Annotated in this window: 26 protein-coding genes, 1 tRNA gene and 1 pseudogene; 11 read left to right on the forward strand and 17 right to left on the reverse strand. The window is 52.3% G+C overall.

Annotated elements, in window-relative coordinates; translation table 11 throughout:
- The first annotated feature begins 31 nt into the window (after positions 1 to 31).
- On the forward strand, positions 32 to 724 hold the full coding sequence (gene torR, locus AACU94_RS11270; protein ID WP_130258268.1) for a two-component system response regulator TorR: 693 nt from the start codon (positions 32 to 34) through the stop codon (positions 722 to 724).
- Here torR and torT read toward each other — a convergent pair.
- Positions 697 to 1,725, reverse strand: a complete 1,029-nt coding sequence (gene torT, locus AACU94_RS11275) for a TMAO reductase system periplasmic protein TorT (protein ID WP_130258267.1) — start codon at positions 1,723 to 1,725, stop codon at positions 697 to 699. The genes torR and torT overlap by 28 nt on opposite strands.
- Before the next feature lie 82 nt (positions 1,726 to 1,807).
- On the opposite strand from torT, the gene torS reads away from it, so the two are divergent.
- Together torS and AACU94_RS11285 are read left to right on the forward strand one after the other, a co-directional pair.
- A complete protein-coding gene (gene torS, locus AACU94_RS11280) occupies positions 1,808 to 4,552 on the forward strand; it encodes a TMAO reductase system sensor histidine kinase/response regulator TorS (RefSeq protein WP_135489447.1) in 2,745 nt (914 codons plus the stop codon).
- Between the two features lie 71 nt (positions 4,553 to 4,623).
- Complete coding sequence (locus tag AACU94_RS11285) at positions 4,624 to 5,697, forward strand: 4Fe-4S binding protein (RefSeq protein WP_135489448.1); 1,074 nt, start codon at positions 4,624 to 4,626, stop codon at positions 5,695 to 5,697.
- Between the two features lie 48 nt (positions 5,698 to 5,745).
- Here the strand turns inward: AACU94_RS11285 and AACU94_RS11290 are convergent, their stop codons facing one another.
- The 4 genes and pseudogenes from AACU94_RS11290 to cspG form a co-directional block, all read right to left on the reverse strand.
- Positions 5,746 to 5,919 carry a GnsA/GnsB family addiction module toxin gene (locus AACU94_RS11290; RefSeq protein WP_130205410.1) on the reverse strand — a complete coding sequence of 58 codons (174 nt, stop codon included), beginning with the start codon at positions 5,917 to 5,919 and terminating at the stop codon, positions 5,746 to 5,748.
- A pseudogene (locus AACU94_RS11295) lies at positions 5,909 to 6,144 on the reverse strand (protein YmcE). Before AACU94_RS11295 ends, AACU94_RS11290 begins: the two are co-directional and overlap by 11 nt.
- Complete coding sequence (gene ymcF / locus AACU94_RS11300) at positions 6,113 to 6,301, reverse strand: cold shock small protein YmcF (RefSeq protein WP_130205730.1); 189 nt, start codon at positions 6,299 to 6,301, stop codon at positions 6,113 to 6,115. The pseudogene AACU94_RS11295 and the gene ymcF overlap by 32 nt, the downstream one beginning before the upstream one ends.
- Positions 6,302 to 6,311: 10 nt before the next feature.
- Complete coding sequence (cspG, locus tag AACU94_RS11305) at positions 6,312 to 6,524, reverse strand: cold shock protein CspG (RefSeq protein ID WP_000066493.1); 213 nt, start codon at positions 6,522 to 6,524, stop codon at positions 6,312 to 6,314.
- A gap of 286 nt (positions 6,525 to 6,810) precedes the next feature.
- Between cspG and cspH the strand changes: the two genes are divergently transcribed.
- Positions 6,811 to 7,023, forward strand: a complete 213-nt coding sequence (gene cspH, locus AACU94_RS11310; protein WP_130205408.1) for a cold shock-like protein CspH — start codon at positions 6,811 to 6,813, stop codon at positions 7,021 to 7,023.
- Here the strand turns inward: cspH and AACU94_RS11315 are convergent.
- The 10 genes from AACU94_RS11315 to hyaA form a co-directional block, all read right to left on the reverse strand.
- A complete protein-coding gene (locus tag AACU94_RS11315; protein ID WP_135489449.1) occupies positions 7,011 to 8,321 on the reverse strand; it encodes an AppA family phytase/histidine-type acid phosphatase in 1,311 nt (436 codons plus the stop codon). The two genes, cspH and AACU94_RS11315, sit on opposite strands and share 13 nt — an antisense overlap.
- 80 nt (positions 8,322 to 8,401) lie before the next feature.
- The gene (gene cbdX, locus AACU94_RS11320) at positions 8,402 to 8,494 is read right to left on the reverse strand and encodes a cytochrome bd-II oxidase subunit CbdX (RefSeq protein WP_032161491.1); all 93 of its coding nucleotides are present in this window, start codon (positions 8,492 to 8,494) and stop codon (positions 8,402 to 8,404) included.
- A gap of 12 nt (positions 8,495 to 8,506) precedes the next feature.
- Positions 8,507 to 9,643 carry a cytochrome d ubiquinol oxidase subunit II gene (gene appB, locus AACU94_RS11325; protein WP_135489450.1) on the reverse strand — a complete coding sequence of 379 codons (1,137 nt, stop codon included), beginning with the start codon at positions 9,641 to 9,643 and terminating at the stop codon, positions 8,507 to 8,509.
- 11 nt (positions 9,644 to 9,654) lie between these two features.
- Complete coding sequence (appC, locus tag AACU94_RS11330; RefSeq protein ID WP_135489451.1) at positions 9,655 to 11,199, reverse strand: cytochrome bd-II oxidase subunit 1; 1,545 nt, start codon at positions 11,197 to 11,199, stop codon at positions 9,655 to 9,657.
- A gap of 134 nt (positions 11,200 to 11,333) precedes the next feature.
- Positions 11,334 to 12,191, reverse strand: coding sequence for a hydrogenase expression/formation protein (locus AACU94_RS11335; protein ID WP_135489452.1), 858 nt, complete (start codon positions 12,189 to 12,191; stop codon positions 11,334 to 11,336).
- On the reverse strand, positions 12,188 to 12,586 hold the full coding sequence (gene hyaE, locus AACU94_RS11340; RefSeq protein ID WP_135489453.1) for a hydrogenase-1 operon protein HyaE: 399 nt from the start codon (positions 12,584 to 12,586) through the stop codon (positions 12,188 to 12,190). The genes AACU94_RS11335 and hyaE overlap by 4 nt, the downstream gene beginning before the upstream one ends.
- Positions 12,583 to 13,170, reverse strand: a complete 588-nt coding sequence (gene hyaD, locus AACU94_RS11345) for a hydrogenase 1 maturation protease (RefSeq protein WP_135489454.1) — start codon at positions 13,168 to 13,170, stop codon at positions 12,583 to 12,585. Before hyaD ends, hyaE begins: the two co-directional genes overlap by 4 nt.
- Positions 13,167 to 13,877 (reverse strand): Ni/Fe-hydrogenase b-type cytochrome subunit, encoded by a 711-nt coding sequence (gene hyaC, locus AACU94_RS11350; protein ID WP_135489455.1) that lies wholly within the window; start codon positions 13,875 to 13,877, stop codon positions 13,167 to 13,169. The genes hyaD and hyaC overlap by 4 nt, the downstream gene beginning before the upstream one ends.
- Positions 13,878 to 13,895: 18 nt before the next feature.
- Positions 13,896 to 15,689, reverse strand: a complete 1,794-nt coding sequence (gene hyaB, locus AACU94_RS11355; protein WP_135489456.1) for a Ni/Fe-hydrogenase large subunit — start codon at positions 15,687 to 15,689, stop codon at positions 13,896 to 13,898.
- Positions 15,686 to 16,804, reverse strand: coding sequence for a hydrogenase 1 small subunit (hyaA, locus tag AACU94_RS11360; RefSeq protein WP_010344442.1), 1,119 nt, complete (start codon positions 16,802 to 16,804; stop codon positions 15,686 to 15,688). Before hyaA ends, hyaB begins: the two co-directional genes overlap by 4 nt.
- 405 nt (positions 16,805 to 17,209) lie before the next feature.
- Here hyaA and AACU94_RS11365 point away from each other — a divergent pair.
- The 3 genes from AACU94_RS11365 to tusE all read left to right on the forward strand — a co-directional run bounded on the left by AACU94_RS11365 (position 17,210) and on the right by tusE (position 18,576).
- Positions 17,210 to 17,297, forward strand: a tRNA-Ser gene (locus tag AACU94_RS11365).
- A gap of 198 nt (positions 17,298 to 17,495) precedes the next feature.
- Positions 17,496 to 18,155: an FtsH protease modulator YccA gene (gene yccA, locus AACU94_RS11370; RefSeq protein WP_000375136.1), complete on the forward strand. Its 660-nt coding sequence runs from the start codon at positions 17,496 to 17,498 to the stop codon at positions 18,153 to 18,155.
- A gap of 91 nt (positions 18,156 to 18,246) precedes the next feature.
- Positions 18,247 to 18,576, forward strand: a complete 330-nt coding sequence (gene tusE / locus AACU94_RS11375) for a sulfurtransferase TusE (RefSeq protein WP_000904443.1) — start codon at positions 18,247 to 18,249, stop codon at positions 18,574 to 18,576.
- Here the strand turns inward: tusE and yccX are convergent.
- Positions 18,573 to 18,851 carry an acylphosphatase gene (yccX, locus tag AACU94_RS11380; RefSeq protein ID WP_000048252.1) on the reverse strand — a complete coding sequence of 93 codons (279 nt, stop codon included), beginning with the start codon at positions 18,849 to 18,851 and terminating at the stop codon, positions 18,573 to 18,575. The two genes, tusE and yccX, sit on opposite strands and share 4 nt — an antisense overlap.
- Positions 18,852 to 18,945: 94 nt before the next feature.
- Here yccX and rlmI point away from each other — a divergent pair, with 94 nt between their 5' ends.
- Together rlmI and hspQ are read left to right on the forward strand one after the other, a co-directional pair.
- Positions 18,946 to 20,136, forward strand: coding sequence for a 23S rRNA (cytosine(1962)-C(5))-methyltransferase RlmI (gene rlmI, locus AACU94_RS11385; protein WP_064528417.1), 1,191 nt, complete (start codon positions 18,946 to 18,948; stop codon positions 20,134 to 20,136).
- Positions 20,137 to 20,193: 57 nt separating this feature from the next.
- On the forward strand, positions 20,194 to 20,511 hold the full coding sequence (hspQ, locus tag AACU94_RS11390) for a heat shock protein HspQ (protein WP_001295356.1): 318 nt from the start codon (positions 20,194 to 20,196) through the stop codon (positions 20,509 to 20,511).
- 45 nt (positions 20,512 to 20,556) lie between these two features.
- Here hspQ and AACU94_RS11395 read toward each other — a convergent pair whose 3' ends face one another.
- Complete coding sequence (locus AACU94_RS11395) at positions 20,557 to 20,970, reverse strand: CoA-binding protein (RefSeq protein ID WP_064528416.1); 414 nt, start codon at positions 20,968 to 20,970, stop codon at positions 20,557 to 20,559.
- Positions 20,971 to 21,142: 172 nt separating this feature from the next.
- Here AACU94_RS11395 and AACU94_RS11400 point away from each other — a divergent pair, with 172 nt between their 5' ends.
- Positions 21,143 to 21,805, forward strand: a complete 663-nt coding sequence (locus AACU94_RS11400) for a DUF2057 family protein (RefSeq protein ID WP_130205387.1) — start codon at positions 21,143 to 21,145, stop codon at positions 21,803 to 21,805.
- Positions 21,806 to 21,900: 95 nt separating this feature from the next.
- Positions 21,901 to 22,359 carry a methylglyoxal synthase gene (gene mgsA, locus AACU94_RS11405; protein WP_064528411.1) on the forward strand — a complete coding sequence of 153 codons (459 nt, stop codon included), beginning with the start codon at positions 21,901 to 21,903 and terminating at the stop codon, positions 22,357 to 22,359.
- Positions 22,360 to 22,375 lie beyond the last annotated feature (16 nt).

Genomic DNA, 22,375 nt, shown 5'->3' on the forward strand with positions numbered 1-22,375 from the left:
CAGATATGAACAGAATGAGAAAAACCCTCTGATGCCACATCACATTGTTATTGTTGAAGATGAGCCGGTTACCCAGGCGCGATTACAAACCTACTTCACTCAGGAGGGGTATACCGTTTCCGTTACGGCGAGCGGTGCCGGGCTACGGGAAATTATGCAAAATCAATCAGTGGATTTAATTCTGCTGGATATCAATTTGCCCGATGAAAATGGCCTGATGTTAACCCGCGCCCTGCGAGAACGCTCAACGGTGGGGATTATTCTGGTTACCGGACGCAGCGATCGGATTGACCGGATTGTTGGGCTGGAAATGGGCGCAGACGATTACGTCACCAAACCGCTGGAACTGCGCGAACTGGTAGTACGGGTGAAAAATCTGCTCTGGCGAATCGACCTCGCGCGACAAGCTCAACCGCTCACTCAGGACAACTGCTATCGCTTTGCCGGTTATTGCCTGAATGTGTCGCGCCATACGCTGGATTTGGATGGCGAACCGATTAAACTGACCCGCGCAGAGTATGAAATGCTGGTGGCGTTTGTGACCAATCCCGGCGAAATTCTCAGCCGCGAACGTCTGCTGCGTATGCTCTCTGCCCGTCGGGTGGAAAACCCTGACCTGCGCACTGTCGATGTGTTAATTCGTCGTTTACGTCATAAACTCAGCGCGGATTTACTGGTGACACAACATGGCGAAGGTTATTTCTTAGCCGCTGATGTGTGCTGATAAAAATAGACCGGACGAAATCCCCCTGGCGACAGCGAGCGGCGGATATGTTCGCGGTCGGCATTTTTCGGCGTCAGGACTAAAATCGGTGGGCTGACATTATCAGACACCGATTGCCCCTGTAATTGCCTGATGGCCTGCTCAACCGCCAGTTCCCCCTGCCAGACCATTTGATCGCTGGCAGCCATAATCACTCTTCCCCGCTTCAGCCCGCGATACACCTGATGTGAAAGATAAAACGACACCACAGTAAGCGGCGTTTTCAGGTTGCGCCCTTCACCCATTGCCGCCTCTGCCGCAATGGCCGTTCCGGCAACGACGTCGATTTCTGGATGGCGTTCCAGCATCTCCTGCAACAGGTTACGCTGGATTTCAATATCGTTATCGCCGAGCGCAATATCGACAATACGCACCGGGCTTCCGGCTATGGCTGCGCGAAAACCCTCTACCATCTCCTTACTGCCCCCGGCGTTATCGGGGCCGGGCATCAACAGCACGTTCAATGGTTTTCCGTGGCTCCATTGCACCAGATATCGCCCTGGTTGATAGCCCATCTGAAACCAGGGCACGCCAACGCGGCTTTTCACCTGGGGAGCATCAATAGCATTTACCAGTTCGATCACCGGCAGACTTGCTACCTGCGTTTGCAGGTCGGGAAATGACGTCGTGCTACTACCGAGCAAAATGGCCTCTGCGCCCCACTGTTTACACTGGTCGATTTGTGCTTGCTGGGTAGCCAACTGGCTGTAGCCGCCTGCCTCCAGCACTTTTAAATCCACACCGTAGCGGCGAGCAGCCTCCTGCATACCATAGTTCAACGATAACCAGTATGAATCTTTCAGGCTGGGGTAAAGCGCACACAACTTCCAGGGACGATTTGCCTTTAACGGCATAACAGGTTGCACCGTGAAATGCTGCGCATCATGCCAGCGCAGCAGATTATCAGCCGAAAATGCCGACAACATGAAAAGGGAAAGAAGTAAAAATAGCAGTACGCGCATGATAGCCTCATCAATAATAAGGCTTTATGCTAGATGCATTCCGCTTTGCGACTCAACCTTTTTCACCTTAAGTACACTGACCGTGAATTTAACCCTGACCCGAAGACTCTGGATGGGCTTTGCCCTGATGGCGCTGTTAACCCTGACCAGTACCCTGGTGGGATGGTACAACCTGCGTTTTATCAGCCAGGTGGAAAAAGACAACACTCAGGCATTGATTCCTACCATGAATATGGCGCGCCAGTTGAGCGAAGCCAGCGCCTGGGAACTTTTCGCCGCGCAGAACCTGACCAGTGCCGATAACGAAAAGATGTGGCAGGCACAGGGGCGAATGCTCACCGCACAAAGCCTGAAGATTAATGCGTTGCTGCAAGCGTTACGGGAACAAGGTTTTGACACCTCCGCTATTGAACAACAGGAGCAGGAGATCTCCCGTTCGTTACGTCAACAAGGGGAACTGGTGGGGCAGCGTTTGCAACTGCGCCAGCAACAACAGCGACTCAGTCAGCAGATAGTCGCCGCCGCCGATGAGATCGCACGCCTGGCGCAAGGTCAGGCGAATAATGCGGCAACCTCCGCCGGAGCGACCCAGGCCGGGATTTACGATTTGATCGAACAACATCAGCGTCAGGCCGCAGAAAGCGCACTCGATCGGCTAATTGATATCGATCTTGAGTACGTTAACCAGATGAATGAACTGCGCCTTAGCGCCCTGCGGGTGCAGCAAATGGTGATGAATCTGGGGCTGGAACAGATCCAGAAAAATGCGCCAACGCTGGAAAAGCAGCTCAATAATGCGGTGAAAATTCTGCAACGTCGGCAAATACGCATTGAAGATCCGGGAGTTCGTGCTCAGGTCGCAACAACGTTAACTACCGTTAGCCAATATAGCGATTTGCTGGCGCTGTATCAGCAGGACAGCGAAATCAGCAATCGCCTGCAAACTCTCGCCCAAAATAACATTGCCCAGTTCGCACAGTTTAGTAGCGAAGTCAGTCAGCTGGTCGACACCATTGAGCTGCGTAATCAGCACGGGCTGGCGCATCTGGAAAAAGCCAGTGCACGCGGGCAATATAGCCTGTTATTGCTGGGAATAGTTTCTCTTTGCGCACTGATTCTGATCCTCTGGCGCGTGGTTTATCGCTCAGTCACGCGTCCACTTGCCGAACAAACGCAGGCTCTGCAACGCTTGCTGGATGGTGATATCGACTCCCCTTTCCCGGAAACCGCTGGCGTGCGGGAGCTGGACACCATCGGGCGGCTGATGGATGCTTTTCGCAGCAGTGTTCATGCGCTTAATCGCCACCGCGAACAGCTGGCGGCGCAGGTCAAAGCGCGTACAGCTGAATTGCAGGAACTGGTGATAGAACACCGACAGGCACGGGCGGAAGCAGAAAAAGCCAGCCAGGCAAAATCGGCGTTTCTGGCTGCGATGAGCCATGAGATCCGCACTCCGCTGTACGGAATTCTCGGCACCGCGCAGTTGCTGGCAGATAACCCGGCGCTTAACGCCCAGCGTGATGATTTGCGGGCGATTACTGACTCTGGCGAATCATTACTGACCATCCTCAACGATATTCTCGATTATTCGGCTATCGAAGCTGGTGGCAAGAATGTTTCGGTCAGCGATGAGCCCTTTGAACCGCGCCCACTGCTGGAAAGTACCCTGCAATTAATGAGCGGACGGGTTAAAGGTCGTCCGATTCGACTGGTAACGGAAATTGCCGACGATCTCCCAACCGCGTTAATGGGCGATCCGCGCCGTATTCGCCAGGTTATTACCAATTTGTTGAGTAATGCCCTGCGTTTCACCGATGAGGGGCAGATTATCCTACGCAGCCGCATTGATGGCGAGCAATGGCTGGTCGAAGTGGAAGACAGCGGCTGTGGTATTGATCCCGCGAAACTGGCTGATATCTTTCAGCCATTTGTTCAGGTGAGCGGCAAGCGCGGCGGCAGTGGACTGGGACTGACTATCAGTACCAGTCTGGCTCAGGCGATGGGCGGCGAACTGACCGCCACCAGCAGGCCGGGAGTAGGAAGCTGTTTTGGCTTACGGTTACCGTTACGTGTTGCCACTGCGCCTGCACCAAAAACAGTCAATCAGGCGGTGCGTCTGGACGGTTTACGATTACTGTTGATTGAAGATAACCCGCTAACGCAGCGTATTACCATCGAGATACTTAACACCAGTGGCGCTCAGGTCGCAGCCGTAGGAAATGCCGCGCAGGCTTTAGAGACGCTGCAAAATAGTGAACCGTTTGCTGCCGCACTGGTGGATTTTGATCTGCCGGATATCGACGGCATTACACTTGCCCGGCAACTTTCGCTGCAATATCCGTCGCTGGTTTTGATTGGCTTTAGCGCCCATGTCATCGACGAAACGCTGCGCCAGCGTACCAGTTCGCTATTTCGCGGAATTATCCCTAAACCGGTGTCGCGTGAAGTGCTTGGTCAGTTACTGGCGCACTATCTGCACCTGCAAACACATAACCATCAACCACTGGATGTATCGCAGCTCAATGAAGATGCGCAGTTAATGGGGGTGGAGAAAATCCACGAATGGCTGACATTATTTAAACAACATGCCCTGCCCCTTCTCGATGAAATGGACACTGCTCGCGCCATACACGACAGCGACAAAATCAAACGTGCCGCGCATCAGTTGAAAAGCAGCTGTGCCAGTCTGGGCATGCGCAGTGCCAGTCAGTTGTGCGGACAACTTGAGCAGGAACCATTAACCGCGGTCCTGCCGCGTGAAGAAATTACGCGTAGCATCGCGGCCCTGGAACTGTGGCTGAATAAGAAAGCCCCGAACCCGATGTGAATCAATATCATCCCGTTAAGAAAACTTAGAATAGTGGCATTTGGTATGCAACTTAACGGGCGGGCAAAATTATGACAGAGAAAAAAAGAATCCGCTGGCAGCGACGGCCAGGCACGACGGGCGGTAAATTACCGTGGAATGACTGGCGCAATGCCACGACCTGGCGTAAAGCGACGCAATTATTACTGTTGGCAATCAATATTTATATTGCCGTCACCTTTTGGTACTGGGTGCGCTATTACGAAACAGCAGGTAATACGGCATTTGTCGCCAGACCGGGTGGCATTGAAGGTTGGCTGCCGATTGCTGGTCTGATGAATCTGAAATACAGCCTTGCAACAGGTCAGTTACCTTCCGTGCACGCCGCCGCGATGCTGTTATTGGTCGCTTTTATCATTATCAGCTTACTGCTGAAAAAAGCCTTTTGTTCGTGGCTATGCCCTGTTGGTACGCTCTCTGAATTAATTGGCGATCTCGGAAAAAAAGTGTTTGGTCGACAATTCGCCCCTCCACGCTGGCTGGATATTCCTCTACGCGCGGTGAAATACTTGCTATTAAGCTTTTTTCTTTATATCGCGTTATTCATGCCCGCCCAGGCGATTCACTATTTTATGCTATCGCCTTATAGCGTGGTGATGGACGTTAAAATGCTCGATTTCTTTCGCCATATGGGGAAAGCGACATTAATCAGCGTGACGGTTTTGCTGATTGCCAGCCTGTTTATTCGCCATGCCTGGTGTCGTTATCTTTGCCCATATGGCGCGCTGATGGGACTGGTTTCGCTATTATCGCCGTTTAAGATTCGTCGCAATGTCGAAAGCTGTATCGACTGCGGTAAATGTGCGAAAAATTGCCCATCACGGATCCCGGTCGATAAATTAATTCAGGTCAGAACGGTGGAATGTACCGGTTGTATGACCTGCGTGGAGTCATGCCCGGTGGCCTCAACATTGACCTTTTCGCTGCAAAAACCTGCGGCAAATAAAAAGGTCTTTGCCTTGTCTGGCTGGCTCATGGCACTACTGGTATCAGGAATTATGTTCGCGGTGATTGCTTATGCGATGTATGCGGGAGTATGGCAAAGCCCGGTGCCGGAGGAGTTGTACCGACGCTTAATTCCACAAGCGCCAATGATTGGTCACTAAATTAGCAACAAGCGGAACATCACCTCGCACGGGGTGATGTTCACAAAATCACATTATTTTGATTTTGACATCATAACTTTCAAGCCCGGTCATTTTCTCCCGCGCGGTGAAGCGAATTTCAGAGACTTCTTTCCCTGTGTTCTTGTTAAATTCGGCGATTTTTTGCGCGATAAAATCTGAGATTTCCGTTTCGGCTTGTTTTTTTAGCTCTTCAATATTCACTGTTAACCTCTTCTGGTCTTAAAAGACAGCAACACGCCAGTAAGGTGTTGGTTCCCGGTACCTGGTCAGGTAAGAAATGTTATAAGCTATCTCCCTGAAAGATTCAATAATCAACAGGTTATCGCTTATTATACATACAGAGTTGAGGAAAAATAAGCCAGATATAAAAAAGGCTCCACGAGGGAGCCTGATATTATTTGGTGAAATCCAGTGGTGTCTGGTCAGTGCGTATTTGCAATGCGATGTTATCAAAGGTGATCATCATCGACTTGCAGAAAATACACTTTGCACCTAAAGGGTTTCGCTCCGTCACATCGAATGCCGATGTGCGGTACTGTGAACCATGACAACATGGACAGCGGAAATGGAGATGCTGAGTAATAGCGGCAACCTTAGAGCGTAACAACGTTCGCTGCCGAGGGACCACGTTGCCCCTGCTCAATAGAAAATTCGACTTTCTGATTTTCGTTCAGCGTGCGGAATTCATTGCTCTGGATGGCGGTGAAATGGACGAAAACGTCCTTGCTGCCATCATCAGGAGTGATAAAGCCGAAACCTTTATCTGCGTTAAACCATTTTACTAAACCAGTCATTTTATTAGACATATTTTTACTTCCTTCATTTTGGGCCTTTCGGCAAACAGGGCTTTAATACAGAAACTACTTAGTGTTCAGGAGAGAGACTCAAAAGAAGGGGATAATGCCTGATAATGAGAACTGCTTTAGTAAACTACTTTGTATGATGTCTGTCTTTCAAACCGACGCAGCTATTAACGCATGATAAATAAGATTAAGCAAACTTTATTTTGGCCGTCCAGCGGTCTTAAATAAAACTGGCTTTATTTTATTTAGACCGTATAGTGCAGCGCAGATTTATCAGTAAGGAATTTGTTTGTCCCGTAAAATGACAGGAATTGTCAAAACCTTTGATCGCAAAAGCGGCAAAGGATTCATCATCCCCTCCGACGGTCGTAAAGAAGTCCAGGTCCATATTTCCGCATTCACCCCCCGCGACGCAGAAGTGCTCACCCCAGGGTTACGCGTGGAATTTTGCCGCGTCAATGGCCTGCGTGGCCCCTCAGCGGCAAACGTTTATTTGTCCTGATGGAGAGTGCATGCCGGAATGCGTGCTTCATTCACGATTTGCGTAAAATCCGCCAACGAACACATGCCCTGCGCGTTTCTTTCGCCACACTCAGCCAACGTTAACGCCACTTTGCCTGGCGGCGTTTTTAGCGACAACGGAGTTTTGTCACGCATCTGCTGTAGGGTCTGGAATACCAGCGATACATGAATCCACTGGCTGTTATCACTAAGTCGCCGCCAGCGTTCAAAAACCAGTTCGCCCCCCGGTGGGGTATTATCCGGCTGGCCTGGTAGCGTCCAGTTAAGCTCTAACGCGCCCCCCAGATTCGCCAGATTAGTGTCGTGTCCGGCAATAAATAGCAGTGAAGTGGGTAATGTCACGCCATAAACCTGTTGTTGCGTGTTATTTGGCGTCAGCGCCGTCAGCACTAAATCCAGCAACGGCGTGGCACGACTACGGGCAACATCTGGTGTCCGTTGCAGCAAATAAAACTGCGCGTTATGCAGACTTAGCAAGGTGTTCCACTGGTGTGAATCAGTAATTCGTCCCCAGCCAGGCTCCGGCATTCCCTGTGCCTGCTGCAGGAGAAATATCTCCGTCAGCATTGAAGCCAGGCTTGCCGCACCGGTCAGGGATACATTGTCATCACTCACTTTGAGTTCGGACGGCAATGCCTGAGTCAACGTACAACTTTCGTCCTGATTGTCTCGTTTAAGGCACAGATTTGATTGCTGGAAATTGAGAACCTGCTCCAGTTCGCGAAATGCGGTTTGCCGATGCTCGGTAAACTCCGCTATCGATCCCCCTGCTCTACTGAGAATAGTCGCGGTAACGTTCGGCTTATCCAGTTGGCAAACGCCAGTTTTAAGGGGATTAAACAGGGGATCGGGCAGGGAAGTATCTGGCTGGGTATGTACTGTAATCGTACAGTTGGGTGCCAGCCCGGCAGCAAAGGCTTCACCTGTTTTACGCGTACGTTCATCGACATCCGCAATAATCGCAACCTGATCAGGTTTCGGGCAGCCATTTTTTGCCAGTAAACCGTCAGCGACCAGGCGTTGGCGTTGATAATGCCCAAGATAAGTGACCAGTTCGCCGCCACGCGGGGTCAACCAGCCCAATTTCACCGGCCACTCGGGCCATGTGTCTGGAGTGACATCCTGCATGAGTGGCGTGGCTTTGGTGGGCGCACGCACGCCATGACGGCTGACAATCACCACCCGCTCCAGCTTCAGTTCCGGCTCACTCTGAGCGAATGCTGGTGGCGAGGTTAACGGAATCAGAAGAGATAAAAATGGGATCAAAATCGCTTTCATCGATATGTTTCCGTTTTTCATATCCGACATGACTGCCTGATGCGACGCGTCGTATCAGGCCTAAGTTCGTTGTACGCCAGTCATCCCTTCAGACGCGGATCCAGCCATACCAACACGACGGTAGAAAGCGAACACATCAACAAAATGCCGACGAACCACAATAGATACCACATTGTTCTTGCTCCTTAGTACAGCTCATGATCGTGACGGCGCAGCGTTTCAGTCGTCATACGACCCCACATTTTGTAGTAGCTCCATAAAGTGTAGAGCAACACTATTGGCAAAAATATCAGTACAATTACTAACATAATGCTAAGTGTCAGTTGGCTGGAGGTACTGTCCCATACGGTCAGGCTGGATATCGGACTGATACTCGAAGGCATAACAAAGGGAAATAACGTAACGCCAGCGGTGAAAATCACACCAAATTGCATCAATGACGCCATCAGAAATCCCCAACCGGGGCGACCACGGTAAATTGCCATCGCCGTCAGTAACGGGCAGAAGAAGCCGAGCAGTGGGAAGATCCACAAAACTGGCGATTCGATGAAGTTATTCATCCAGGCGCCTGGCAGTACCGTCACCATTTTCATCAGTGGATTGGACGGACCGTTGACATCCTGAGCGAGTAACACAAAGCCATCAATACCGACCCACAGCCAGTAACCCGCCAGCAGGAAGCAGAGCATCACCAGCAGCGCAGCATGTTTGGTCGCCAGTTGTGAACGCAGATGAATAGCGCCAACGGTTTTCAGCTGCAACCAGACGCCCCCTTGCAAAATCACCATACCCAGACTGAGCAAGCCGCACAGCAAAGGGAATGGCGTCAGCAACTGCCAGAAGCTACCGAGATAATCCACGCGTAATTGCGGTGTGAAGGCAAACGGCACGCCGAGCAACAAGTTGCCGAAGGCGATACCAAAGACCACTGGCGGGACCAGACTACCAATGACCAGACCGGCATCCCACATTTTGCGCCAGCGGGCATCCGCTATTTTGCTGCGATAATCAAAAGCTAACGGGCGGAAGAACAGCGAGCACAGCACCAGGATCATCGCCACATAAAAGCCAGAAAACGCCGCTGCATAGACTCTGGGCCAGGCGGCAAATAATGCCCCACCTGCGAGGATCAGCCAGACCTGGTTACCCTCCCAGTGAGCGCCAACGCTGTTGATCACTATCCGGCGTTCATCATCGTCACGCGCCACCAGTGGCAGCAGACAACCGATCCCCATGTCAAATCCGTCGGTGACCATAAAGACCACCAGAATGACGCCCATCAGCAGCCACCAGATGAACCGTAATGTTTCATAATCAAACATGACTCTCTCCTTTACCCCTGTTGCTGCGCTGGTTGTTCACTCTGCATCGCACTCGGCCCCAGGCGGGCATATTTCTGCATCAGGTAGACTTCGGCGATTAAGAACAGGGTGTAAAGCCCTACGATCATGATCAGAGAGAAGGCCAGTTGGCCCGTGGTTAATGCAGAGTGCGCGGAGTATGTCGGTAAGATGTCCTGAATCGCCCACGGCTGACGACCAAACTCGGTCATAAACCACCCGGCTTCAATGGCAATCCACGGCAGTGGCAAACTCCAGAGCGCCATTTTCAGCACCCAGCGATGTTGATCGATTTTGCCGCGCAGCGTCTGGACGATCGCAATCAGCATCACCAGTAACAGCAGCGAACCGCAGCCAACCATGATGCGGAAACTCCAGAATACCGGCGCAACTTGCGGGATTGCGCCACGCATCGCCGCCTGGTACTGCGCAGCAGTGACATGATTCATATCCGGTGCATAGCGGGAGAGCAGCATGCCGTAACCGAGATCGCCTTCTAACTCGCGAAACGCCTGTAATACATGCGGCTCGCGGTTGCCCTGCGATATCTCCTGCATTAACAGCCAGGCTATGCGTCCCCGTTGCAGCCGTGGGTAGGTTTCGGCCATCAAATTTTTCAGCCCGGGAACAGGTTTATCCAATGAATGAGTGGCGAGGATCCCTAACAGGGCCGGGATTTTAATGGCAAAAGCGTTGCGTTCTTGATCTTGTTCCGGCCAGGCAACGAGATGGAACGGCGCGGGTGCAGGTTCGGTTTGCCACTCCCCTTCCATCGCCGCCAGTTTTACCGGCTGTACTCGTGCGACTTCATATGCAGAGCTGTCTCCGAGTTGCAGCGCGCCGATTATTGCCAGGGTCCCGAAGACAGAACCGATGGCAAACGAGCGGAGTGCAACGTCGCGCTCCCGCCCACGCAGCAAATACCACGCGCTGATCGCCATAATGAACATTGCCCCGGTCACATAACCTGCCATCACCGTGTGCACAAATTTCACCTGGCTGACAGGGTTAAAGACCAGATCGCTGAAGCTGGTCATCTCCATACGCAGGGTATCGATATCGAAATGCGCCCCGGTCGGGAACTGCATCCAGCCATTGGCATTCAAGATCCACAATGCGGAGATATTTGAACCGAATGCCACCAACCAGGTGACCAACAGGTGTTGGTATTTATTCAGGCGTTGCCAGCCGAAGAAGAACAGACCGACAAAAGTGGATTCGAGGAAGAAGGCCATTAATGCTTCCATCGCCAGCGGTGCGCCGAAAATGTCGCCTACATAGTTGGAATAGAATGACCAGTTAGTACCAAACTGAAACTCCATCGTCAGGCCAGTGGCCACGCCGAGAGCAAAGTTGATACCGAAGAGCTTACCCCAGAAACGCGTCATATCGCGGTAGATTGTTTTGCCGGTAACCACGTAAATAGTTTCCATGATGGCCAGCAAAAAAATCAGCCCCAGGGTAAGGGGCACAAATAAAAAGTGATACAGCGCGGTCAGCGCAAACTGCCAGCGCGATAAGTCAATAACATCCCACATGCTAACTCCTGTAGGCGAAGAGAGGGTAATAACCCTTTAATAGTAGATCCCTCTTTTTATCCTTACAGTTTGTAGGTAGTTGTATTCGCTAATTGCGATATTCACAGGACCGAAAGCGATATTTGCCACCGTTTTTACTGTTGTGCGCTTTCCGCCAGCCACTGACAAACCTCGCCAAGACGCTGCGCAGAGTCCGCCAGATCTTCCGACGCAGCCAGCACAACTTCGGGTATCGGGCAGATTTCATAACTCTCAAGCAGCGGGCCTTTTAAGGTGTCCATACAGCGTAAATGCCAGACATGGCGTAATCCCGTAGCGTTGATATAGCTCTCGCCATAGCCAATGGTGCGAATCTGAATATTGCCCGACCCACAGAGACGTGAGAGAAAAAGCCGGTCAGCTTCGCTGATGGGTAACTGCGTCAGGTTAATACTGTGCGGCTGCGCGTCGGGGTTTCGCACATGCGCCAGCAACTCATGGGCCAGCGGTAAGCCATTCATCAGGCCAACGATGGGGGGCGGTAATAGCGAATCTGTCGGCAGCGCGTTTTGCGTTGCCGCCTGCCACAACGCCAGCGGCGCGCAACCAGCCTCCAGTTTGTCCTCCAGCAACTGTTCGCCGCGACGTCTGCGTACACGCCATAATCCACAGAAGATCGCCTCCTGAATTTCACTTTCACTGCCGTCAGCGTGCTGGATGCGCACTGACACTTCCCCTTCCCCAAGCAGCGTATTGATGAAATGACGATCGTCGGCGTTGAGATTTAACAGATCGACTGCCAGCACCTCACCCAGCGGCGGCTGGCGTTCACTTAGTTGATGTTGTAACTCGTTTAACAGCGCAATCACCTGCGGGCTATGCACACATTGCTCCAGTGCCGCCATACTTGGTTCATCATTCACCTGACAGGTAATCGGCAGTGGATTCATACTGAAACTGTCGTCGCCAGGTTGTGTTCCCGGTCCCAGCAGATGGAAGAAAGTGTCGCTCATGAGGCTCGCTCCTGTTGCGGTTCGACAAGCCCACGCATCAGGTTTATCAGCTCCGCCCACGGGTGAATGCCGTTCAACACGCCGCGATAGCGACCGCCGGTAAACACCAGGGTGGCGGGAAAGCGAAAAACACCAAAGCGATCGCCAATGGCTTCGCTTTGCGCAAGATCGGCAATCGCCACCTTCCACGCATAGTCTGGAAACTCGCGCAGTAGCTCGCCGATCATTACCGGATTGTCGCTGACTTCAGGCGTCCGTTTTGGGTCACAGCTTAACAACACCACACTGTCTGGCGTTTGCGTAAGCCAGTCATCAAGATGGGATTCACTGACCGGCGTCCAGCCGCGCGCCAGCATTCGTTGCCACAACGCATCAAATGGTGTGTCGTTGCTCATCCCTGCTCCTCCAGCGTCATCCGGTACTGGCGCAAACGAACGCCTTCGTAATTTTCCATCGACAGACAGTCATAATTGAGACAACGAGACTCCTCAGTCGGTTGCGGTACAACTCCCCACTCAGCCAGCTGGACCAGCGCCGCCTGTTCCGCAGCGGGCAGTTGCTCCCGCGCCAGTTCGCTCAGGCTGCCGCCGTAGTCGTCGAGCATCGCGGGTTGCAGGCCGACGAGGGCAATGTGTGCTGGCAGATGTCCGCGGATATCTGCCAGCGCCAGCACTTCGGAGAAACTGTTCTGGTGCAGGCTCATTTTCTTCGCGCTGAGATAGGCCGGAATACGTTCTCCGGCATAGGTTTGTAGCGTTCCTGGCTCCAGCCCATAATCAATGGCATCGAGAATCAACAAGTGGCTGGCGCTTTCGACATAGCCCAGCAAGTTCAGCCCCTGAGTGCCGCCATCAACAATCTCCACTTCCTCGGGCCAGTGATAATGGGCATACAGCCGTTCTGCCACCCGCACGCCGAAGCCTTCATCGGCCCACAGCAGGTTGCCCAGCCCCATTACCACCACGCGTTGCTCGCTCATGAACGCTCCTTGTTGCTTTTGACTTTAAAAAATTTGTGGCTGCGGTAGCCGTTCACCATGGTGGAGATCACCGTGTCGTCAGACATAATGTCTTCACGCAACGCCATGTACACATGACCGATCACAAACGCGCCAATCAGCCACATCCCCAGCCGATGCCAGCTGTGAATGTCCATTGAGTTGCCGCCCGTCCAGTAGAAAAATTCCACCACGTAACGGAACGGTGTGAAGATGGCGTACTGACTGTGTTCGCTGAACAGCGCAAAACCGGTGATGATCATAAAAACGGACATCAGGAAATAGCCGAACATCGCGGCCTGGGCGATGGGATTATGACCAATATCAGCACTCGGGCGTTTTGCCAGAAACAGATACCAGCGAATTTCATACCACACGCCCAGCCACCAGCTTTTACGCCACACTGGCACGATAAACAGCTCGCGGGAGTAGCGATTACCAACAAATGCCCAGTAGATCCGCATCAGTAATACCACGGTAAAAATCATCCCGGCGCTGAAGTGAATTAACCGGATGTACCCCATGTAGAACAGATAAGTCGCCTCGCCGCTGACCGAAGGCAGCGGTTTGCCAATAAAGTAGCCAGTAACCATCAACACTGCCATGCACAGCACCGTCAGCCAGTGCCAGATCCGCACGGGCGCTTCAAAGACATAGTGGCTGACAACGTTGTCGCTTTTCTGTTGCATGATGATTCTCCTTCGCTGTTAACGCACCTGCACGGAGATAAGCTCGCTACCGTCGTTGCCCAGCACGTGAGTTGAACAGGCGAGGCACGGGTCGAAGCTGTGCAAAGTACGCAGGATTTCCAGCGGCTGTTCAGGAATAGCCATTTTGGTGTTCATCAGCGCCGCTTCATACGCACCAATTTGCCCTTTGGGATCGCGCGGGCTGGCGTTCCAGGTGGTCGGCACCACGCACTGATAGAGATCAATCTTGCCATCGCGAATGGCGGCCCAGTGGCCTAACGCCCCGCGCGGCGCTTCGGTAAAACCGACGCCCCGGCACTCTTTCGGCCAGGTCGCAGGCTCCCATTTTTCGGTAGAGGCAGTGGCGAGATTGCCGTTTTTCAGGTTGGTCATCAGCTTGTCGAAGAAGTACTGCAACTTACCTGCGGCCCACTGCGCTTCGTGCGCGCGGCACAGAATGCGGCCTAAAGTCGACTGGATGCCGGAAAGCGGCAGGTTCAGCGCCGACATCATGCGATCGACCGACTCAACGGTCGCAGCATCGCCTTTGTGGTAAGCGATTAACGTGCGCGCCAGTGGCCCCACTTCCATCGCATGGCCGCGCCAGCGTGGCGCTTTGATCCACGAGTAGCGTTCCTGTTCATTCAGCTGCTGAATGTTGGTGTCACTGCCTTTGACATCGCCGGGGTTGTACCACGGATCGGTAATACCATCGAAAGGATGACGTCCAACCCGATCGTCGGGATAACGATACCAGGCGTGATCGACAAACTCCTGCACCTGCTGCGGATCCACTAAATCTACTGGCAACACGTTTTTGAAGTCGCCGTTAATTACTGCGCCGCCAGGCATCAACAAACTTTTCTCACCAAAGTCGTTGGCGATATCGGGGAACGCACCGTAGCTGAGGACGCATTGATCCGAAAGGCCCGTGCCGATCTCGCTCCACGGTTTGTTGAACTGGCCGATGGCTAAAGCGTCGGGGATCATCACGTTATTAATGAAGTCCGCCGTACGGGTAATGATCGACTGCACCAGGTTCAGGCGTTCCATATTGACCGCCCCGACCGCGCCGCTTTCGTCAATGTTAATGGCGCAAGGCATCCCGCCGACAATCCAGTTTGGATGCGGGTTTTTACCGCCAAAGACCGCGTGGATTTTGACAATTTCACGCTGGAAATCGAGAGCTTCGAGATAGTGGGCAAAGCCCATCAGGTTGGCTTCTGGCGGCAGTTTATATTGCGGATGGCCCCAGTAGCCGTTGCGGAAGATCCCCAACTGCCCGCCTTCAACAAATTTCTTCAGTCGGTTTTGCACATCGAAGAAATATCCAGGAGACGATTTCGGCCACGAGGAGAGGCTTTGCGCCAGTTCGGAGGTTTTACGCGGATCGGCTTTCAGCGCATCTAACACATCGATCCAGTCCATCCCGGCGAGCTGATAGAAATGCACCAGGTGATCGTGGCACCAGAGCGTTGCCAGCATAATATTGCGGATGATATTGGCGTTGTCCGGCACTTTAATACCGATGGCATCTTCGATGGCGTAAACCGAAGCCAGGGCGTGTACACCGGTGCAAACGCCGCAAATACGTTCAACGAACGCCCACGCATCGCGCGGATCGCGCCCTTGCAGGATGATCTCCAGTCCGCGAAACATCGTGCCGCAGGAGACGGCATTGGTTATCACATTCTGATCGTTGATGTTTACTTCGCAGCGCATATGGCCTTCGATGCGCGTGATCGGGTCGACCACCAGGCGGCGCCCGGCATTGTTGATGGTGTATCCCTGAGTTTCGTACTGAGTGCTCATGCCTGTTTATCCTCGTTGCCCGGCTGTTGTTCTGCTTCTGCAAGTTGCTGGTTATGACGTCTGCGCTGGTCAACGGCGCTGGCGACTGCATGTACGCCAACCGCCGCAGCCACCACGCCAAGCGCGGTTAAGCCGACGGTATCGGCGGTGGAGTGAGTCCCCATTTGCGGAATATCGACCACGCGGCTGTAGAACGAGCCGCGATCCCAGAAGCCATTTTCAGAACAGCCAAGACAACCGTGACCAGACTGGATCGGGAAGGAAACGCCATCGTTCCAGCGGGTAGAGGAACAGGCGTTATACGTAGTTGGCCCTTTGCAGCCCATTTTGTACAGGCAGTAACCTTTACGCGCCGCGTCATCATCCCAACTCTGGACGAACTCTCCGGCGTCGAAGTGGGCGCGGCGATAGCATTTATCGTGAATACGCTGACCATAGAACATCAGCGGACGCCCCATTCTGTCGACATCCGGCAGGCGATCGAACGTCACCATGTAAGTAATGATGGCGCTCATCACATCCGGGATCGGCGGGCAGCCAGGCACTTTGATAATGGGTTTGTCGGTGATGACTTTGTCGATAGGCGTTGCCTGCGTCGGATTAGGTCGCGCGGCCTGCACGCAGCCCCAGGACGCGCAGGTTCCCCAGGCGATAATCGCACTGGCCCCGGCAGCGGCACGTTTGAGTTTCTCAATAAACGGTCGACCGCTGCTGATACAGAACATCCCCTGCTCGCCCAGCGGCGGATTGCCCTCTACCGCAAGGATATATTTGCCATTGTATTGTGTGATGATGTCTTCAAAGACTTCTTCCGCCTGAGTTCCGGCGGCAGCCATCAGAGTATCGTCGTAGTCGAGAGAAATAAGGGAAAGAATGACATCCTTCGCCAGTGGGTGAGCGGAGCGGATAAAAGATTCGGTACAGCAGGTGCATTCCAGACCGTGGATCCACACCACCGGAATGCGCGGTTTATTTTCCAGCGCCCAGGCAATCTTTGGTGCCATTCCCGCGCCTAATCCCAGCGAGGTTGCAGCCAGACTGCAATATTTGAGAAAGCTGCGCCGGGTGACTCCCTGACGCCGCATGGCCTGGTAAAATGTCTCCTCGTTATTCATATCGCACGTCTCTTCTCCTTGCGACACCAGCAGGACGCCGGGCGCTTATGGGTCGGCAAGCGACGTCCCTGTAGCAAGGCAAACCATCGTTTTACGTGAGATGCTGAAAACGAAAGCTCATCCTTATGCACTGGCGCACGTCGCCAGAAAGTATTGTTAATAAATCGTAGTGAAACTTTTGCACAAAACAATACAAACAGTGTGGATTTGTCTTTTAGCGATAAAAATGGACCTTATTTTCCTTAAGGTTTGGCGCAGAAGAATTACGAGCCCATTTTTATGGCGACAGAATGTCCAAATTGCTGTTATTTCAAGCTATCGACACGCATTTGTCTGTTTTTCAAGCAAACAAACAAATTGGGGGTTTACACGACGCATCGGGATGTTTATAGTTCGCGTCATTCCGGAAGTGTGGCCGAGCGGTTGAAGGCACCGGTCTTGAAAACCGGCGACCCGAAAGGGTTCCAGAGTTCGAATCTCTGCGCTTCCGCCAAATAAGATAAGGGGTTAGCTAAATGCTAACCCCTTTTTCTTTTGCCTGTCAAAATGCTATACCACACTCAGTGGCTTAACCATCCTCTGCTAAACCTGTTCCAGATCAAATGCGTAAAGATGGGTAAAACCTCTGGGTAGCTTTCGGCATTATCATTATGCTGCTTCATTAATTACATCTGTCATAGAGAGTGACTCAATGGATCGTATTGTTAGTTCTTCACATGACCGTACATCGCTGCTTAGCACCCATAAGGTGCTGCGTAATACCTATTTTCTCCTGAGCCTGACACTGGCCTTTTCGGCGATTACCGCGACGGCCAGTACGGTTCTGATGCTGCCATCTCCGGGGCTGATTCTGACGCTGGTGGGTATGTATGGTTTGATGTTCCTGACCTATAAAACGGCGAATAAGCCGACCGGGATTATCTCCGCGTTCGCGTTTACCGGTTTTCTGGGTTATATCCTCGGGCCAATTCTGAACACCTATCTGTCAGCCGGAATGGGTGACGTAATTGCCATGGCGTTGGGCGGTACGGCATTAGTGTTCTTCTGCTGCTCTGCGTATGTGCTGACCACTCGCAAAGATATGTCGTTCCTCGGCGGTATGCTGATGGCGGGTATTGTTGTTGTCCTGATCGGGATGGTGGCGAATATCTTCCTGCAACTGCCTGCTCTGCATCTGGCGATCAGCGCGGTGTTCATTCTGATCTCCTCTGGCGCAATTCTGTTTGAAACCAGCAACATCATCCACGGCGGTGAAACGAACTACATTCGTGCCACTGTGAGCCTGTATGTGTCGCTGTATAACATCTTCGTTAGCCTGTTGAGCATTCTGGGCTTCGCCAGCCGCGATTAATCTCGCCCGCTATCTCTTTCTGAGCCTCGCTTTATGCGGGGCTTTGTTTTTTGTTACACTGCCGCCAGTCTGACTAAGGTAGTAAATAATTATGCTGATCTTCGAAGGTAAAGAGATAGAAACCGATACCGAAGGCTATCTCAAAGAGAGTAGCCAGTGGAGCGAACCACTGGCGGTGGTCATTGCAGAGAACGAAGGTATTACACTGTCGCCAGAACACTGGGAGGTGGTGCGTTTTGTGCGTGACTTCTACCTGGAATTTAATACATCTCCGGCAATTCGTATGCTGGTTAAAGCGATGGCGAATAAATTTGGTGAAGAGAAAGGCAATAGCCGCTATCTGTACCGACTGTTCCCGAAAGGCCCGGCAAAGCAAGCCACCAAAATTGCTGGCCTGCCTAAACCGGTAAAATGCATTTAACGAATACGGAAATCCGTTAACTCCCCGGAGGGATGATGCGGCTCGCTAAGCACCCGTTCCACACGCGCTGAACGCGGGCCGCCGCTTTTTAACCACTGCATTAATTTTTCCACCTGCCCTTCTTCACCGCAGGCAACGACTTCCACGCTGCCATCGTCAAGATTTTTGGCGTAACCAGTTAATCCCAATCTTTTCGCTTCGTACTGGGTGGTATAGCGAAACCCTACGCCCTGAACCCGGCCGTATACCCAGGCAATTATGCAGACTTTCGACATGACTGCTCCCCTTATCCTTAATGGACGCGTTGCAAATCCATGGAAAACTCCGGACAATGGCGCCCATTTCTTTGCATCGACAGAATAGTTAATTATGAGTGTACGTTTAGTGTTAGCCAAAGGGCGCGAAAAATCATTACTTCGTCGCCATCCGTGGGTTTTTTCCGGCGCCGTTGCCCGGATGGAAGGTAAAGCCAGCCTCGGAGAAACCATCGATATTGTTGATCATCAGGGAAAATGGTTAGCACGCGGCGCTTATTCGCCAGCATCGCAAATCCGTGCGCGCGTCTGGACGTTTGACCCGTCCGAATCCATCGACATTGCCTTTTTTACTCGCCGTTTACAACAGGCGCAAAAGTGGCGCGACTGGCTGGCGAAAAAAGATGGCCTCGATAGCTATCGTTTAATCGCTGGCGAATCTGATGGCCTGCCTGGCATTACTATCGACCGCTTCGGCAATTTTCTGGTGCTGCAACTGCTGAGTGCTGGCGCAGAGTATCAGCGCGCGGCATTAATTAGCGCCCTGCAAACGCTCTATCCGGAGTGCGCAATTTACGACCGCAGCGACGTCGCTGTACGTAAAAAAGAAGGTATGGAGCTGACCCAGGGTCCCGTTACCGGCGAGCTGCCGCCTGCCCTGCTGCCGATTGAAGAACACGGTATGAAGCTGCTGGTGGACATTCAACACGGCCACAAAACGGGCTACTACCTGGACCAGCGTGACAGCCGCCTGGCTACCCGCCGCTACGTTGAAAATAAACGCGTACTCAACTGTTTCTCCTATACCGGTGGTTTCGCCGTCTCGGCATTAATGGGTGGATGCAGCCAGGTAGTCAGTGTCGATACTTCGCAGGAAGCCCTGGATATCGCGCGGCAGAACGTTGAGCTGAACAAGCTGGATCTGAGCAAGGCTGAGTTTGTCCGTGATGACGTTTTTAAATTGCTGCGTACCTATCGCGATCGCGGTGAAAAATTTGACGTTATCGTGATGGACCCGCCGAAGTTTGTTGAGAATAAAAGCCAGTTGATGGGCGCATGCCGTGGCTATAAAGACATCAACATGCTGGCCATTCAGCTGTTGAATGAAGGCGGAGTTCTCCTGACTTTCTCATGTTCTGGCCTGATGACCAGCGATTTATTTCAGAAAATCATCGCTGACGCCGCAATTGATGCCGGTCGTGATGTACAATTTATAGAGCAGTTCCGTCAGGCCGCCGATCACCCGGTGATCGCTACCTACCCGGAAGGGCTATATCTGAAAGGGTTTGCCTGTCGCGTCATGTAACTTGAAAAGTGAAATTTTGCCCATATATCAAAGGTAAAGATTTCCCGGGAGGTGACTATGATTGCCAGCAAATTCGGTATCGGCCAGCAGGTCCGCCATTCCCTGTTAGGTTATCTCGGAGTGGTCGTGGATATCGACCCGGTTTACTCGCTCTCTGAACCGTCGCCTGATGAGCTGGCGGTGAATGACGAGCTTCGTGCCGCTCCGTGGTATCACGTGGTGATGGAGGATGACAACGGCCTACCGGTTCATACCTACCTGGCTGAAGCCCAGCTAAGTAGCGAATTGCAGGATGAACATCCAGAGCAACCGTCAATGGATGAGCTAGCGCAGACTATCCGCAAACAACTCCAGGCGCCGCGTCTGCGTAACTAATCCTCATAAACATGCCCGGAAGGTTTTCGCCTTCCGGGTATTTTTTTATTTCGCCAGGCCCAGACGAGGGATCTCAATCGCCGGGCAGCGATCCATCACCACGTTTAGCCCTGCATCACGCGCCAGCACTGCCGCCTGTTCATTTATAACACCCAGCTGCATCCATAAGGTTTTCGCACCAATAGCGATCGCCTCCTGCGCCACGCCCCATGCTGCTTCTGAATTACGGAAAACATCGACCATATCCACTTTTTCCGGAACCTCCGCCAGCGTGCCGTAACCTTGCTGGCCTAACAGCGTTTTACCGGCGACCTTTGGCGAGACGGGAATAACGTGATAGCCCTGATCGAGCAGATACTTCATTACGCGATAACTTGGACGATCGGGTTTGTCACTTGCTCCCACAAGCGCAATGGTGCGAGTGGACGTTAAAATGCCTGCAATATCGGTTTCTTTCATCATTTCCTCCAGACTATTTACCAAAGTGTACGACAATCCCGACATGCCAACCATGTAGCTACTACGAATGTATGAGAGCAAAAGCAGAAAACATGTCTATATGTTAGTAAGTATGATTAAAGAAAAATTTTGATACATTATTAGTCGGGCGGTCTTTGGACAGGAGCTACCTATGAAAACCGGCATTATGACCACCTTGATTGCACTGTGTTTGCCGGTATCCGTTTTTGCCACCACACTGCGGCTATCCAGCGATGTTGATCTCCTGATACTCGACGGTAAAAAGGTTTCCAGTTCTCTGCTTCGCGGTGCTGATAGCATCGAACTGGATAATGGACCACATCAGTTAGTGTTTCGCGTTGAAAAGACAATCCATCTTTCCAGTAACGAAGAGCGACTTTATATCTCCCCGCCGCTGGTCGTTAGCTTTAATACCCAGCTCATTAGTCAGGTGAATTTTCGTCTCCCTCGCCTGGAGAATGAACGAGAAGCGAACCATTTTGACGCAGCGCCGAACCTTGAATTGTTAGATGGCGATGCGACGCCGATTCCGGTGAAGCTGGATATTCTCGCCATTACCTCTGCCGGGAAAACAATCGATTATGAGCTGGAAGTCGAACGCTATAACAAATCCGCGAAACGCGCTTCGCTACCGCAATTTGCCACTATGATGGCGGACGACAGTACACTGCTCTCCGGCGTTTCGGAACTGGATGCAATTCCTCCGCAGTCACAGGTGCTCACTGAACAACGGCTGAAGTATTGGTTTAAACTGGCTGACCCACAAACGCGTAATAACTTTCTGCAATGGGCGGAAAAACAACCTTCTTCCTGAGATTTTTGTGCCTGTGCGCAGGCTTTTTCAGTCTTTATCTTGCAGCGATAAGTGCTTACAGTAGTCTGTAGGAAAGTTAACTACGGATGTAAATTATGGAACTGACAACTCGCACAATGGCGGCGCGTAAACATATTGCGCTGGTGGCACATGATCACTGCAAGCAAATGCTCATGAGCTGGGTGGAACGGCATCAGCCGCTTCTGGAGCAGCACGAACTTTATGCAACGGGCACCACGGGTAACTTAATTTCCCGCGCGACAGGAATGAACGTCAACGCGATGCTGAGCGGCCCGATGGGCGGCGATCAGCAGGTTGGCGCATTGATCTCAGAAGGGAAAATTGATGTGCTGATTTTCTTCTGGGACCCGCTGAATGCTGTACCACACGACCCCGACGTGAAAGCGTTGCTGCGTCTGGCGACGGTGTGGAACATTCCGGTCGCCACCAACGTGGCAACGGCTGATTTCATCATCCAGTCACCACATTTCAACGACGCTGTAGATATTCTGATCCCGGATTATCAGCGTTATCTCGCAGAACGCCTGAAGTAAGTTCGCACAGGCGGCA

It is taken from the genome of Escherichia sp. E4702, from assembly GCF_963883545.1.
GTDB lineage: Bacteria > Pseudomonadota > Gammaproteobacteria > Enterobacterales > Enterobacteriaceae > Escherichia.

Bases quoted from the DNA above. Each gene is read 5' to 3' on its own strand.
- torR (WP_130258268.1), top strand. From the start codon at position 32: ATGCCACATCACATTGTTATTGTTGAAGATGAGCCGGTTACCCAGGCG.
- torT (WP_130258267.1), bottom strand. From the start codon at position 1,725: ATGCGCGTACTGCTATTTTTACTTCTTTCCCTTTTCATGTTGTCGGCA.
- AACU94_RS11285 (WP_135489448.1), top strand. From the start codon at position 4,624: ATGACAGAGAAAAAAAGAATCCGCTGGCAGCGACGGCCAGGCACGACG.
- cspG (WP_000066493.1), bottom strand. From the start codon at position 6,524: ATGTCTAATAAAATGACTGGTTTAGTAAAATGGTTTAACGCAGATAAA.
- AACU94_RS11315 (WP_135489449.1), bottom strand. From the start codon at position 8,321: ATGAAAGCGATTTTGATCCCATTTTTATCTCTTCTGATTCCGTTAACC.
- cbdX (WP_032161491.1), bottom strand. From the start codon at position 8,494: ATGTGGTATCTATTGTGGTTCGTCGGCATTTTGTTGATGTGTTCGCTT.
- appB (WP_135489450.1), bottom strand. From the start codon at position 9,643: ATGTTTGATTATGAAACATTACGGTTCATCTGGTGGCTGCTGATGGGC.
- appC (WP_135489451.1), bottom strand. From the start codon at position 11,199: ATGTGGGATGTTATTGACTTATCGCGCTGGCAGTTTGCGCTGACCGCG.
- AACU94_RS11335 (WP_135489452.1), bottom strand. From the start codon at position 12,191: ATGAGCGACACTTTCTTCCATCTGCTGGGACCGGGAACACAACCTGGC.
- hyaE (WP_135489453.1), bottom strand. From the start codon at position 12,586: ATGAGCAACGACACACCATTTGATGCGTTGTGGCAACGAATGCTGGCG.
- hyaD (WP_135489454.1), bottom strand. From the start codon at position 13,170: ATGAGCGAGCAACGCGTGGTGGTAATGGGGCTGGGCAACCTGCTGTGG.
- hyaC (WP_135489455.1), bottom strand. From the start codon at position 13,877: ATGCAACAGAAAAGCGACAACGTTGTCAGCCACTATGTCTTTGAAGCG.
- hyaB (WP_135489456.1), bottom strand. From the start codon at position 15,689: ATGAGCACTCAGTACGAAACTCAGGGATACACCATCAACAATGCCGGG.
- hyaA (WP_010344442.1), bottom strand. From the start codon at position 16,804: ATGAATAACGAGGAGACATTTTACCAGGCCATGCGGCGTCAGGGAGTC.
- yccA (WP_000375136.1), top strand. From the start codon at position 17,496: ATGGATCGTATTGTTAGTTCTTCACATGACCGTACATCGCTGCTTAGC.
- tusE (WP_000904443.1), top strand. From the start codon at position 18,247: ATGCTGATCTTCGAAGGTAAAGAGATAGAAACCGATACCGAAGGCTAT.
- yccX (WP_000048252.1), bottom strand. From the start codon at position 18,851: ATGTCGAAAGTCTGCATAATTGCCTGGGTATACGGCCGGGTTCAGGGC.
- rlmI (WP_064528417.1), top strand. From the start codon at position 18,946: ATGAGTGTACGTTTAGTGTTAGCCAAAGGGCGCGAAAAATCATTACTT.
- hspQ (WP_001295356.1), top strand. From the start codon at position 20,194: ATGATTGCCAGCAAATTCGGTATCGGCCAGCAGGTCCGCCATTCCCTG.
- AACU94_RS11395 (WP_064528416.1), bottom strand. From the start codon at position 20,970: ATGAAAGAAACCGATATTGCAGGCATTTTAACGTCCACTCGCACCATT.
- AACU94_RS11400 (WP_130205387.1), top strand. From the start codon at position 21,143: ATGAAAACCGGCATTATGACCACCTTGATTGCACTGTGTTTGCCGGTA.
- mgsA (WP_064528411.1), top strand. From the start codon at position 21,901: ATGGAACTGACAACTCGCACAATGGCGGCGCGTAAACATATTGCGCTG.